This window comes from Bacillus mycoides (genome assembly GCF_000832605.1).
GTDB classification, from domain to species: Bacteria; Bacillota; Bacilli; order Bacillales; family Bacillaceae_G; genus Bacillus_A; species Bacillus_A mycoides.
The window spans coordinates 3,963,534-3,977,615 of the sequence record NZ_CP009692.1 but is presented as its reverse complement, the minus strand read 5'-3'; the positions used below and the strand labels follow the sequence as shown (position 1 = coordinate 3,977,615).

At 32.9% G+C, this 14,082-nt stretch carries 12 protein-coding genes and 1 riboswitch; of the genes, 9 read left to right on the top strand and 3 right to left on the bottom strand.

The features are described from left to right. Nucleotides 1–42 precede the first annotated feature (42 nt). Nucleotides 43–1,518: a hypothetical protein gene (locus BG05_RS22165; protein ID WP_002126812.1), complete on the bottom strand. Its 1,476-nt coding sequence runs from the start codon at nt 1,516–1,518 to the stop codon at nt 43–45. Between the two features lie 175 nt (nt 1,519–1,693). Between BG05_RS22165 and panE the strand changes: the two genes are divergently transcribed. Further along, complete coding sequence (gene panE / locus BG05_RS22160) at nt 1,694–2,626, top strand: 2-dehydropantoate 2-reductase (protein ID WP_002168643.1); 933 nt, start codon at nt 1,694–1,696, stop codon at nt 2,624–2,626. 62 nt (nt 2,627–2,688) lie between these two features. Here the strand turns inward: panE and BG05_RS31880 are convergent, their stop codons facing one another. Continuing rightward, entirely contained in the window at nt 2,689–2,817 is a 129-nt protein-coding gene (locus BG05_RS31880; RefSeq protein ID WP_002086273.1) for a hypothetical protein, read from the bottom strand. Between the two features lie 139 nt (nt 2,818–2,956). Beyond that, nucleotides 2,957–3,103: riboswitch (cyclic di-AMP (ydaO/yuaA leader) on the top strand. A 142-nt stretch (nt 3,104–3,245) separates the two neighbouring features. Between BG05_RS31880 and BG05_RS22150 the strand changes: the two genes are divergently transcribed. From BG05_RS22150 to BG05_RS22130, 5 genes are all read left to right on the top strand, one after another. Continuing rightward, a complete protein-coding gene (locus BG05_RS22150) occupies nt 3,246–5,072 on the top strand; it encodes an APC family permease (protein ID WP_002126816.1) in 1,827 nt (608 codons plus the stop codon). 604 nt (nt 5,073–5,676) lie between these two features. Then, complete coding sequence (gene nheA, locus BG05_RS22145; RefSeq protein ID WP_002126819.1) at nt 5,677–6,837, top strand: non-hemolytic enterotoxin NHE subunit A; 1,161 nt, start codon at nt 5,677–5,679, stop codon at nt 6,835–6,837. Between the two features lie 37 nt (nt 6,838–6,874). Continuing rightward, on the top strand, nt 6,875–8,083 hold the full coding sequence (gene nheB / locus BG05_RS22140) for a non-hemolytic enterotoxin NHE subunit B (RefSeq protein WP_002126822.1): 1,209 nt from the start codon (nt 6,875–6,877) through the stop codon (nt 8,081–8,083). 108 nt (nt 8,084–8,191) lie between these two features. Beyond that, entirely contained in the window at nt 8,192–9,271 is a 1,080-nt protein-coding gene (nheC, locus tag BG05_RS22135) for a non-hemolytic enterotoxin subunit C (RefSeq protein WP_033708128.1), read from the top strand. Between the two features lie 234 nt (nt 9,272–9,505). Further along, nucleotides 9,506–10,132 carry a LysE family translocator gene (locus BG05_RS22130; RefSeq protein WP_000432973.1) on the top strand — a complete coding sequence of 209 codons (627 nt, stop codon included), beginning with the start codon at nt 9,506–9,508 and terminating at the stop codon, nt 10,130–10,132. Nucleotides 10,133–10,375: 243 nt separating this feature from the next. On the opposite strand, the gene BG05_RS22125 is transcribed toward BG05_RS22130, so the two are convergent. Beyond that, on the bottom strand, nt 10,376–10,642 hold the full coding sequence (locus BG05_RS22125; protein WP_002126826.1) for a hypothetical protein: 267 nt from the start codon (nt 10,640–10,642) through the stop codon (nt 10,376–10,378). 340 nt (nt 10,643–10,982) lie between these two features. On the opposite strand from BG05_RS22125, the gene BG05_RS22120 reads away from it, so the two are divergent. From BG05_RS22120 to BG05_RS22110, 3 genes are all read left to right on the top strand, one after another. After that, complete coding sequence (locus tag BG05_RS22120; protein ID WP_002126827.1) at nt 10,983–11,933, top strand: nucleoside hydrolase; 951 nt, start codon at nt 10,983–10,985, stop codon at nt 11,931–11,933. 685 nt (nt 11,934–12,618) lie between these two features. Continuing rightward, the gene (locus BG05_RS22115) at nt 12,619–13,062 is read left to right on the top strand and encodes a carboxymuconolactone decarboxylase family protein (protein ID WP_000083030.1); all 444 of its coding nucleotides are present in this window, start codon (nt 12,619–12,621) and stop codon (nt 13,060–13,062) included. 241 nt (nt 13,063–13,303) lie between these two features. After that, nucleotides 13,304–13,834: a GNAT family N-acetyltransferase gene (locus BG05_RS22110; protein ID WP_002126830.1), complete on the top strand. Its 531-nt coding sequence runs from the start codon at nt 13,304–13,306 to the stop codon at nt 13,832–13,834. Nucleotides 13,835–14,082: the final 248 nt, after the last annotated feature.

Sequence of the window (14,082 nt, the reverse complement as noted above, 5' to 3'; positions counted from 1 at the left end):
TAGAAAACAGATGGTAGCATCGTGCTGCCATCTGTTTTTTAGTTACTTTGTACTATCCTTCTCTTTCACAGCAGAAAGTACAGTTTGTTTTACCCATGCTTTTCTTCGTTTATGTTGTACACTCCATTGGTATAAACTTTGTATACCTAAAATAAGTGAAATGACTATGCCACTAATCGCTATTAATAGAGCAAAAAATTCAAAAGGCGATGATATTTTGTTTGAATCGGTGTTTCTTAAAAGATCAATCATAGTAAACCCTAACATTTGGCCTACAACAGAGTAGAGCGTTAAAATTAATAATAAGAGGCTATCTTTTTTTGAAGCAACATTTTCTTGATATTTAAATAAACTATCGAGATTTTGTTTCGCGTTCGTGTACAGTACTTCAATGTTAAAAAGTTTTCTTAGACGAAAGAAAATATCTTCACTTTGTGATTGGGATACTAATTCTAAAGAAAAATAATTAGCTGTAAACGAATTTATTGAATAAATTAATTTCTCTATTTCATTTGTATCTTGTTCAATATTTAACTCGGCATAAGCGTTTGCCATCTTTAATAAAACAACTTTATGAAATAAATTTAATAATAAAGCGTAATAAAACTCCCCGTACATTTGACTAGCAAGTTTAGTGACTGCTTGTTCACCTTCATTTGTAATACATGTGAAAATATGTTCTTCCATAATAAAGTAACGGTTAGGAGCCCATCTTTGATAAGAATGTTTTGTTAAATAATCGTGAATATAAGGAACATTATTTGCACTAATATATGGCTTACCATCATCTGATAATCCGGAAAGACTGGAAGCTCGATATACATCGATTATATGAAGGTCTGACTCTTTGTTTATGGATAATAGAGTTTGTACATACATTCGCTGGTCTTCAAAGAAAGGGAATGTTTGAAAGTAAGAACTCCGCAATCTCTTGTTCTCAAAGAAGTCTGTTAAACCATGAAATAAATCACCGAATATAAGTTTTTCTACTTGTGAATATTTTTTTCCATCACATTCAATACAAATAGTCTCAGTCGTATCACTATTAGTTTCAAGTACACGGAAGCGAGCCGCGAATTCAATCGCTTCTGATAATGTCATGTTAGGAGCGGTTTTTATTTCTGTCCGAATTGTTAAGAACCCAAGCTCATAAGGACAAAGTGTTACATCAATAGAATGTATCTTGAATGGAACGGAAATAAGGTTAGTTGTTAAATGTCCATTTAAATTAAGGTCTTTAGAATAGCGCTGTAATCCTTTTTGATGTTCTGAATGAGGAAAGAGAATTTTATTTGTAAAGGAAAGATAGTATGCTTCCATATTTTGATGTGAAACTTGAAATTTCCCGTAATATGTATTTTCATCTTCAAGATGATCGAGTCGAAAAGGTCGAAAATCATTTTTTTGTAAGAAAGGGAACATATTTTGTTCATATCCAGTTTTAAACGAAAACGGGAATATAAATTGAAATATAGCTGTTGTTACATCTTTTTCCTCGATTGTTTGTATTGCCTCCATTTACATTGTTTCCTTTCCGTATAAGCTATAGAAACAACATGCCCAATTTTTCTTGAAAATAACCTCTCTTGTTCATTAGATTAAGAATGAAAATTCAGCTTATTTAACAAGGGACATGTATAATGTTATGTATACTAAAATTAGTATAATTGTGTTAGAAAAAGGGGGATGTTGTATGCGTATTTTAGTATTAGGAGCTGGGGGCGTTGGCGGATTTTTCGGTGGCCGATTAGTAGAAAAGGGAGAAGATGTTACATTTCTCGTTCGCAGCAAAAGAAAACAGCAATTAGAAGAAAAAGGCCTTGTTATTCGTAGTGTTAATGGAGATTTTTCATTTCAACCGAAATTGGTAACGAAAGAAGATAGAACGACTCCATTTGATGTGATTTTATTTTCAACAAAAGCGTATCATTTACACGAGGCGACCATAGATTTAAAGCCGTTTGTAGGTAAAAATACTGTAATAATCCCATTGTTAAATGGTATCGCTCATTTATCACTATTACAAAAGGAATTCGGTGAAGAGAAAGTAATTGGCGGTCTATGCTTTATCGAGACGACATTAAACGATCAGGGAGAAATTGTACAAACGAGTGCTGCCAACAGACTTGTATTTGGGGAAATTAAGCCTCAAGATTCAGAGAGAATAAAGCTTATTTCTAAAACATTTGCAGATACAAAAGCTAGTTTTGTTTTAAGTGAAAATATTGTGCAAGATATGTGGCATAAATATTTATTTATCACCGTAATGTCAGGTGTGACAACATTAATGCGTGCGCCGATAGGACCGATTCGTGAGAGTGATGGAGGCCGAGAATTTATTAGGAACTTATTTGAAGAATCAGTGCAAATCATGAAATCTATGGGGGCTCCAGTTAAGGAGAATATCGCCCAGGAACATATGAAAACGATTGATAAAATTTCGTATGATATGAAGTCATCGATGCAACGGGATATGGAAAAAGGTTCGCTCATTGAAGGGAAGCATTTACAAGGATACTTATTGAAATTAGCAGAGGAAATGTCTATAGATGTGCCTTTATTAAGTGTTGTGTATCAAAATTTAAAGGTATATGAAAAAATGATTTTTACTAAAGAAATGGTATGAAAAAGAGTAAAGGATAGCAAAATATAAATGTTGCTATCCTTTTTTTGTTTCTTTTTGACAATTTATTCGTTTCTTTTCGGTTTATCTGTCGTATTTCGTTCTCTTTCACGTTTACCATATAGCTGATTAATTTCATTTGCTACTGCATCTAAATAGGAATCGGAAAAAAGTGGCTTCTTTTCTTTAGACATACGGGTCTCCTTTGTGGATTTTTAGTATTCATTATGTATATTTTTCGGTGGATTATGCGCAATCGTTTTAATTTTTTTCTTTTTTAAAATTTTTGTTTACTTTTTGAAAATAAAGGAGTATTATAATCCACAGTTTCAATTTTCTAAATCGCTGAAGCCGCATGGTGCGGGGGACCCGTTCTTATGGATTAGTACATAATCCAATGGGGTGAATCCTTGAAAAAGGTAGGGCTACTCATAGGCCCGAATCCGACAGCTAACCTCGTAAGCGTTATATTGAGAAGGAAGGTGGAGCTTGTGCGACAAAAAAAATAATGTCTACAAGTCTATTTCGTTATGGCTTGTAGACATTTTTGTTTTCTGAAGAAATAGTTTATCGCTGTAACTAGCAGTATCGTTCGTACAAAATTATTGGAGAGTGGACAGCATTGGTTTCATCTATTAAAAGATTTTTAATTGGAAGACCGTTAAAATCAACTGAGTTAGGAGAGCAAAAACTTAATAAAACGAAGGCGCTAGCCATTTTATCTTCTGACGCATTGTCATCGGTCGCATACGGACCAGAGCAAATATTAATTGCACTAGCAGGTCTTGGAGCAATAGCTTATTGGTATTCCATTCCGATAGCTGTTGGGGTATTAGTATTATTGACAGCTCTTATTTTATCTTATCGACAAATTATTTTTGCTTACCCTCATGGCGGCGGAGCATATGTTGTATCAAAAGAAAATTTAGGGATGAATCCGGGATTAATAGCTGGAGGATCTTTATTAGTCGATTACATTTTAACTGTTGCAGTAAGTGTGTCCGCAGGTACAGATGCGCTCACATCAGCTTTTCCTAGTTTACATGCACATAATGTAATCATTGCGATTATATTTGTCATATTGATTACCATCTTAAATTTAAGAGGCGTAACGGAATCAGCTTCCGTTTTAGCATATCCGGTTTATTTATTCGTTGTAGCATTATTTATATTAATTGGTGTAGGAATATATAATATTTTGACTGGTCACGTTTCACCCACGCTGCATTCGCCAATTGGAACACCAGTTGCGGGAATTAGTTTGTTCTTACTGTTACGAGCATTTGCTTCAGGAAGCTCTGCTTTAACGGGTGTTGAGGCGATATCTAACGCAATTCCAAACTTTAAAGATCCTGCACCTAACAATGCAGCGAAAACATTGCTTGCAATGGGTGCATTACTTGCAGTTTTATTTTCTGGAATTGTCTTTTTAGCTTATTATTACGGAATTAATCCAAGTAAGGAAGTAACAGTCGTTTCACAAATTGCTGAACAAACTTTTGGACGTAATTTCATGTACTATTTCATACAAGGTACAACAGCTTTAATATTAATTCTTGCGGCTAACACAGGTTATTCTGCATTTCCACTATTAGCGGTTAATCTTGCAAAAGATAAGTTCATACCGAGAATGTTTACGATTAGAGGAGACCGCCTAGGTTATTCAAACGGTATTATTATACTTGGGATTTCTTCGATTATTTTAATTGTAGCTTTTCAGGGGAAAACAGAACACTTGATTCCGCTATATGCAGTAGGGGTATTTATTCCGTTTACACTTTCTCAAACTGGAATGGTACTAAAATGGCTTCGTGAAAAGCCTGAAGGATGGGCTTTAAGATTAACGGTTAATTTAATTGGTGCAGTCATTAGTTTTATCGTTATGAGCATGTTCTTTTTAACTAAGTTCGCACAAGTTTGGTCAATCCTTATTTTCTTACCTTTCATTATCTTCTTGTTCCATCGAATTAAGAAGCATTATGATGCAGTGGGCGATCAATTAAGTTTAAAAACTTGTGAACCACTTGTTCCGATTGAAGGGAATGTAATTGTCGTTCCTGTAGCTGGTATGACTCATGTAGTAGAAAATTCATTGAACTATGCTAAGGCTCTTTCTGCAGATCAAGTTATCGCTGTATATGTTGCTTTTGACAGAGAAGAGGAAAAGAAATTTGAAGAGAAATGGGAGAAGTGGCAACCTGAAGTAAGGCTTGTTACATTACATTCTCATTATAGAAGCATTATTCAGCCGCTTACAAAATTTATTGACACAGTGCAATATAAAGCGAGTGAATCAAATTACCGAGTTACGGTCGTTATACCACAGTTTATTCCGAAAAAAGGTTGGCATAACATTCTTCATAATCAGTCTAGTTTACTCATTCGTGCGTATTTACTCTATAAAAGAAATGTTGTTATTACGACAGTTCCATATCATTTGAAAAAGTAATAAGATTTTTTAAGGATAGCTTCACGAAAGTGAAGCTATCCTTTTTGTGTATATGCTATGCATAATTGCATATAGGTCTTAAAATTATATTACTATAATATAATCTCTTATGAGTAAACAGTGTTTTTTGTTGTGATATATGGATATTTTAATGGAGGAAGTTAAGTGGATTTTATTTTGGAATAAGGACATGAGGTCTTGAAAATAAAGGGAATTAAAATACTTCTTTACGATAGATGAATAGCTGTGTTTAAATGACCTTACAGTACAAAACTTTAATAAAAACAAAACTTAATTTCATATTCACGTGCGTTATTTATCTTAAAATGAATAATATTTTCATGTAATATATTCACTGTGTGAATATGGAAATTGCGATGAAACAGAAATTTTATACAATGTTATTCATACTAAGCACATGTGAAAAGTTATGAAATGTTTTATAACAATAAGTAAGTACTGTAGAAATAAAGTTTGAGAGAGGTGTTTCGTACATGACTCACGGTGAGAACGTTCTCTATTTTTAACCATCTCAAATAATGTGCAAGAAAATAGAATAATAAAATGCGATAGTAATAGTTGCTAATACATAGGAGGGGTTAAAGTGAAAAAAACTTTAATTACAGGGTTATTGGTTACAGCAGTATCTACGAGTTGCTTCATTCCTGTAAGCGCTTACGCTGAAGAGGGGCAACCAAAGGTGAAAGTATTAAACGTGCAAAATGTAATTGCTCCAAATACATTATCAAATTCAATTAGAATGTTAGGGTCACAGTCACCACTTATCCAAGCATACGGATTAGTTATTTTGCAACAGCCAGACATTAAGGTAAATGCGATGAGTAGTTTGACGAATCATCAAAAATTTGCAAAGGCGAATGTACGAGAGTGGATTGATGAATATAATCCGAAGCTAATCGACTTAAATCAAGAGATGATGAGATACAGCACTAGATTTAATAGCTATTATAGTAAGCTCTATGAACTAGCAGGAAAAGTAAATGAAGATGAACAGGCAAAAGCAGATTTTACAAACGCATATGGAAAATTACAATTGCAGGTCCAAAGCATTCAAGAGAGTATGGAGCAAGATTTATTAGAGTTAAATCGATTTAAAACGGTATTAGACAAAGATAGTAATAACTTATCAATTAAAGCTGATGAAGCAATAAAAACACTGCAAGGATCAAGTGGAGATATTGTGAAATTAAGAGAAGACATAAAAAGAATTCAAGGGGAAATTCAAGCTGAACTAACTACTATTTTGAATAGACCACAAGAAATTATTAAAGGTTCTATTAATATCGGTAAACAAGTATTTACAATCACAAATCAAACTGCACAAACGAAAACAATCGATTTTGTTTCTATCGGTACGTTAAGTAATGAAATTGTAAATGCAGCAGATAGTCAAACGAGGGAAGCAGCTCTTCGTATTCAGCAAAAACAAAAAGAGCTACTACCACTTATTCAAAAGTTATCACAAACTGAATCAGAGGCGACTCAAATCACATTCGTTGAAGATCAAGTAAGTAGCTTTACGGAACTGATTGATCGCCAAATCGCAACTTTAGAAACGTTATTAACGGATTGGAAAGTTTTAAACAATAATATGATCCAAATTCAAGCAAATATTGAAGAAGGCACGTATACAGACAGTAGTTTACTTCAAAAACATTTCAATCAACTTAAAAAAGTAAGTGATGAAATGAATAAGCAAACAAATCAATTTGAAGATTACGTTACAAACGTTGAAGTACATTAAACAGAAAAATAATTAGCGATATAGGGAGAGAAGAAAAATGACAAAAAAACCATATAAAGTAATGGCTCTATCAGCACTTATGGCAGTATTTGCAGCAGGGAATATTATGCCAGCCCATACGTATGCTGCTGAAAGTACAGTGAAACAAGCTCCAGTTCATGCTGTAGCAAAAGCATATAATGATTATGACGAATATTCATTAGGACCAGAAGGCCTTAAAGATGCGATGGAAAGAACAGGTTCTAACGCTTTAGTAATGGATCTGTACGCTTTAACAATTATTAAACAAGGTAATGTTAACTTTGGGAACGTAACGTCAGTTGATACATCTTTAAAAGGTAAAGTGATTCAGCATCAAGATACAGCTAGAGGGAATGCACAACAATGGCTAGATGTATTGAAGCCACAGCTTATTTCAACAAATCAAAATATCATTAATTACAATACGAAATTCCAAAACTATTATGATACTTTAGTTGCTGCGGTTGATGCAAAGGATAAAGCAACTCTTACGAAAGGTCTAACTAGATTATCAAGTAGTATTACTGAAAATAAAGCGCAAGTAGATAAGTTAGTAGAAGACTTAAAGAAATTCCGAAATAAAATGACGTCGGATACTCAAAATTTCAAGGGAGATGCAAATCAAATTACATCTATCTTGGCTAGTCAAGATGCTGGAATTCCGCTTCTGCAAAATCAAATTACAACGTATAATGAAGCAATTAGTAAATATAATGCAATTATTATCGGTTCATCTGTTGCGACAGCTTTAGGCCCAATTGCAATTATCGGTGGTGCGGTTGTAATTGCTACGGGAGCAGGAACTCCGCTAGGAATCGCATTAATTGCAGGTGGAACAGCAGCAGTAGGTGGTGGTACTGCAGGAATCGTCTTAGCGAAGAAAGAGCTTGATAATGCACAGGCAGAAATTCAAAAGATAACAGGACAAGTTACAACTGCGCAATTAGAAGTGGCAGGACTAACGAACATTAAAACACAAACTGAATATTTAACAAACACAATTGATACAGCAATTACAGCGTTGCAAAACATTTCAAATCAATGGTACACAATGGGATCAAAATACAATTCTTTACTTCAAAATGTAGATTCAATTAGTCCAAATGACCTTGTTTTCATTAAAGAAGATTTAAACATTGCGAAAGATAGCTGGAAGAACATTAAAGACTATGCAGAAAAAATCTATGCTGAAGATATTAAAGTAGTAGATACGAAAAAAGCATAATCGAATACGAATCGTTAGAGCGTTAAGTATTGATGAATGAGTTGAAGCTCCTGTTCAGTTGTGAGCAGGAGCTTTTTTATATCCTTATAAAGAGAATGGGTGAAAAGTATGCAGAAAAGATTTTATAAAAAATGTCTTTTAACGATCATGATTGCTGGGGTGGCAACGAGTAATGCACTTCCTTTACATCCTTTTGCAGCGGAACAAAACGTAAAAACATTACAAGAAAATGCAAAAAATTATTCTCTCGGTCCAGCAGGATTCCAAGATGTAATGGCGCAAACGACATCGAGCATATTCGCAATGGATTCATATGCAAAATTAATTCAAAATCAGCAAGAGACTGATTTGAGTAAAATAAGTTCAATTAATAGTGAGTTTAAAGGAAATATGATTCAGCATCAAAGAGATGCAAAAATTAATGCGGCGTATTGGTTAAATAATATGAAGCCTCAAATTATGAAAACGGATCAAAATATTATTAATTACAATAATACTTTTCAAGCGTATTATAATGACATGTTAGCAGCGATTGATCAAAAGGATAGCGGTAAATTAAAAGCGGATTTAGAAAAGTTGTATGCGGATATTTTAAAGAATCAAAATGAGGTAGATGTACTATTAGGGAATTTGAAAGCTTTTCGCGATAGAATGGCGAAAGACACAAATAGTTTTAAAGAGGATACGAATCAATTAACCTCGATTTTGGCGAGTACGAATGCTGGTATTCCAGCTCTAGAGCAACAAATAAATACATATAACGATTCGATCAAAAAGAGTAACGATATGGTGATTGCTGGTGGTGTACTTTGCGTAGCGTTAATAACTTGTCTTGCGGGGGGACCGATGATTGCGATTGCGAAAAAAGATATTGCAAATGCAGAACGAGAAATAGCCAGTTTAAAGAATAGAATTTCTGGATCGCAAGCAGAAGTGGCAATTTTGACAGATGCAAAAAATAAAACAACTAATATGACAGAAACAATTGATGCAGCAATTACAGCACTGCAAAACATATCAAATCAGTGGTATACGGTAGGTGCGAAATATAATAATTTACTACAAAACGTAAAAGGAATCAGCCCTGAAGAATTTACCTTTATAAAAGAAGATTTAAATACAGCGAAAGATAGCTGGAAGGATGTAAAAGATTATACAGAAAAATTACATGAGGGTGTGACGAAATAAACAGTGGACTAGTTCCGCTGTTTATTTTTTTATCCCGTTTTTTGTGAGAGCCGAGCTTGTAATTTTACCCATAAGTTTGCCGTGTGTTTTATCAATGTAACTTTAGGGTAATGTTTGGTCAAATTGATAATAATAACCTCGATAAACTCCTGATCACGCTTTTTATATTTAATATTTTAAGTAAAAAAGCTATACTATAGGCAAAACTAAAAATTGGAAAGGAAATACTAGAACATGGAAAATTATTTGTTATTTATCCTCACAGCAATCCTAATCATAATAATGCCTGGTCCCGGTTTTGCCTTAGTTACAAAAAACACTATCTCGCATGGTAAAAATGGTGGGATAAAGACCGTCTTAGGAACGGTATCTGGAATGATGATTCATACAATAATGGCTACACTAGGACTTTCTGCCATCCTAATGAAATTCTCTATGTTATTTACATTTATAAAATATGCTGGGGCTTTTTACTTAATTTACTTAGCTGTAAAGTCAATTAAAAGTGCCTTGTCTAAAAAAGAAGATATGTCAGGTTCAGTGGAAATGAACTCTAAGGATATTGGAACGATTAAAAGTTTTAGACAAGGATTTACCACGGCAATCTTAAACCCAAAAACTGCTGTGTTTTTCCTAAGTTTTCTACCCCAATTTATTGTGAGCAATCAAAGTCATCTCTTCCAATTTCTTTTGTTAGGACTCACATTTACGACTTTGACAGCAATATGGTATTTACTTTATATCTCACTAATACGTCAATTAAGAACTTTTTTAAGAAAAGAAAAAGTGAACCGTACAATAGAGGGTATTACTGGCACAGTATTATTAGTATTTGGAGTTAGGTTATTTTTCCAAAAATAAATATGTATATGAAAAGAGAAATAATCAATGGTGGTTATTTCTCTTATTCACTTATTCTAAAACTACCATTATAGATTTCTAGAGGTGAGATGATTTTTTGTTGGGTATTTATGTTACTATCACTGTAAAAATTGTGAAGAAATGTACTTAAACTAACGGGGCAGGATAGTTGAATAAGAATAAAAATATTTTTATAAGTTAAATTTATTAAATATCATAAAATATTTATAATTAAACTTTTTTCTAAATCAACACTCGATGGCGAGGTGGTGTTACCTCAAATATAATTATTTTATTTGAAGATTTCATTTTAATTTTTTCAAATCTTTTCATAGGTTGATATACAAAGACGTGTAGTGATAAGCCTATAACTGCAGTAATGTTTAAAATAATACTTATAATCATTAAAGACCATTCTATAACTGGAGAAAAGTATCCGTTCGTACTTAATGTAGAAGAACTTACATCTAGTATTAAAATAACTATTAGTAAAGGTAAGTTTTTAACCAATTTGAATCCCCTCTTTTAAGTGTAATATCTTTATATTATCATATTGCAAAATAAATTATATAATTAATTATAAGATAGTTATCTATGAGAATTTAACTTGTTTTTTCGTTTTGGGGTGTTAAAAAATTCTTAAGTTGATGGGCATGGGATAGCACACCATGCCTATGAACTTAAGAACAGAAACTTACGCTTGAACATAATATCAAATTTAGATGAGCAAAGCTATTTCAAGTGAATAGAATCCACTCTTTAAGAATACATAAAATATATACATACAAGCTTAGTCTGATCACTACATCATTAGTGAAAGTAGGATTCTATAGATTTTGGAGGAAGAGATATGAAAAAAAAGGTTCTCCTGTTTACAGATTTGGGGATTGATGATGCGTTTGCTATACTGTACACTTTTTTTCGTAAAGACATTCAACTTGTAGGAATTGTAGCCGATTATGGAAATGTATCCAGAGAAAATGCAATAAGAAATATTAACTATTTGAAGTACATTGCGGGAAGAGAAGAGATACCCGTATTCCTTGGTGCTTCTGTACCGTTGACAGGTATATTGATTCAGTATTTCCCTGAGGTACATGGAAAAGTCGGATTAGGACCTATCATTCCCCCTGAAATTTCATATCCAGTTTATCCTTTAAATGATATTTATCAAATTATAGAATCAAATTTAGAAGATCTTACAATTATCAATTTAGGAAGACTTTCTTCGCTAGCTACGACTTTTGTGTTGAATTTAGAAACAATGCGAAACGTAAGAGAATGTATTTGCATGGGGGGAGCTTTTTTCTATCCAGGTAACGTAACTGCTGTGGCTGAAGCTAACTTTTACTCAGACCCTTATGCAGCAAACTTAATTCTGCAGCATGCAAAGAACTTGACAATTATTCCTTTAAATGTGACTCAACATGCGATTGTTACACCCGAAATGGTCCAGCAAATCGATGCATTTCATCGGAATACACAGGATCTTGCAGGACTCATCATCAAACCTATGTTAGACTATTATTATAAATTCTACTCTAAGTCTAATCCTGGTATAAGTGGAAGCCCTATGCATGATTTTGTAACAGTGTGGTATTTGCTGAATCAAGAGGCTGTTGGCCTTTCAAGAGTACCCATTAAAGTAATTCCTGATCAAGGAGAAGGATTTGGTCAAAGTATTGCAGACTTTCGTTTTGCTACTAATCCAGGCTATAAAACGCATAATGTAGCTTTTCAGCTTGATTATAAAAGATTCAAGAAGGATATTATGGAAACGTTTTTAAAGAAGAGAGTGTAACAGACTTTATTAACTTCAGATAATAGGGATTATGTGAATGAAATGCCACTTCACTTAACGTACAGGAATTCGACTTTTTTAGGTTAAAATTCGCTTAGCATATAAAACTTCCAAAATGTTGGCTGTATCCCATCACTATCAAGCTAACAAAACAAAATCCCCCTAAAATGAAAAAATCCGCTGACTTCTCAAAGTAATTAACTGTAGTGAAAGAAAATTTTTATTTTGGGGGTACATTAAAACTTTAGCTTGACGGGCAGGGGGTCTCGTCACATGCTTATCAAGCTAAGAAATTAGTTGTTCTCCAAAACGAAAAAATTAACTAAATCCCCATAAATAACTATAGGAAGATAAAAACACTGTAGCTTTCGAATAAAGTTTGATCAAAATTATGTAGTTGTTTGGTGATAATAAAATTGTTTCATTTATAATAAAATCATTTAAAAATTAATAGAGTTATTCAATTTATTCTGACGGTAATAATAAAGTAATTAAAAAGTGAAAATATTTGTTTGGAAAATACGGTTACTCATTTGCGATATTTACGTACCATGAAACAACTAATTACACTGTCTATAACTGAAATTCTCTTTGATTTCGAATGCTTTACAAACAAAAAAATAGCACGAATGTTCGTATGAAGGTATAATTATAAGTATCTTAAAATCAAAGGAGGTCTTGCCTTATGAGTCAAAGAATTTCCTACTATGATGTTGCACCTGATGGCATGAAAATTATGATGGATATGGAGAAGTACACTAAGAAATCTACAATTAATCGAATTACTAGAGAACTTATAAAGATTAGAGTCTCTCAAATTAACGGTTGTGCTTTCTGCATGGATATGCATACATCAGATGCCCGTAAGATAGGTGAAACCGAACAACGAATTTATTGCTTGAATGCTTGGAATGAATGTGATTTTTATACACCTGAAGAGAAAGTTGCTCTTGAACTATCTGAGCATATTACTCTAATTCCCACTAAAAGAGTTCCTGAAGACCTATATAAGCGAGTACGTGAACACTATGACGAGAAACAATATGTTGACCTTGTTCTGGTAATTAATCAAATCAACAGTTGGAATAGAATTTCTATTGCAATGGGAAATACAGCAACTAAAAAATAATTGCTCTCAACGAACGGTAAATAAGAATAAAATTAAAGATGTTTAAAAATCACAATACAATTGTTTCATTTTTCTTTATTACGCAGTTATCATAAACTGTAACATAACCAAATTTTTGGAATTTATTGGTTCATCCTTTATAGCTTTTATAATAATATTATCTTGAAACACGAAGGGACTGAACTATGCGCAGATATCAATATCTTGACCCCAAAATAAAAACATAATGGAGGTAAAAATATTGATTACAGAACTACAAACCGAAAGATTAGTTTTAAGAAAAATGAAAGTATCAGACTCAGCTAGCATGTTTACAATTTGGGCGGATCCAGAAGTTACAAAATTTATGAATATCAATAGTTTTACTGATGAAAGCCAAGCGGTAGATATGATTGAAATGCTTGATAAGTTATCTCGGGAAAACAGAGCTATTCGTTATTCAATAATTGAATTAGAATCAAATGAAATTATCGGTTCTTGTGGTTATAATTCATTTGATTTCAAAAACGCCAAAGCAGAAATTGGTTACGATATTAGTAAAGCTTTTTGGGGTAAGGGGTATGCGCCAGAAGCCATTCTCTCTTTAATGGATTATGCGTTTAGTACTTTAGAATTCAATAGAATAGAAGCAAAAGTTGAATCTGAAAACATCAATTCAATAAAAGTCTTACAAAAGTTAAACTTTACATTCGAAGGGACAATGAGAAAGTGTGAAAAATCTAATGAAAAGTTTATTGATCTAAGTATTTATTCAAAATTAATAACAGATTAACTTATATTACTTAGCCTACATTCCTTAAAATGTAGACTATTAAATACCCTCGAAGCATCCTTAATTGCTATTAATTGAAAGTGAGGGCTACGGCTCTCTTTTTTAATTCACAATTTCTAGTACAATTGAAATAATTAAGAAACGTATAGAGTAATCCGTCCGATCTTAACCACTGAAGAAAAATTAACAGAGGAAGAGATCATGAACTTTGCTGTTGAAATGAGGGAAAAGAAATAGAAGGACACAAC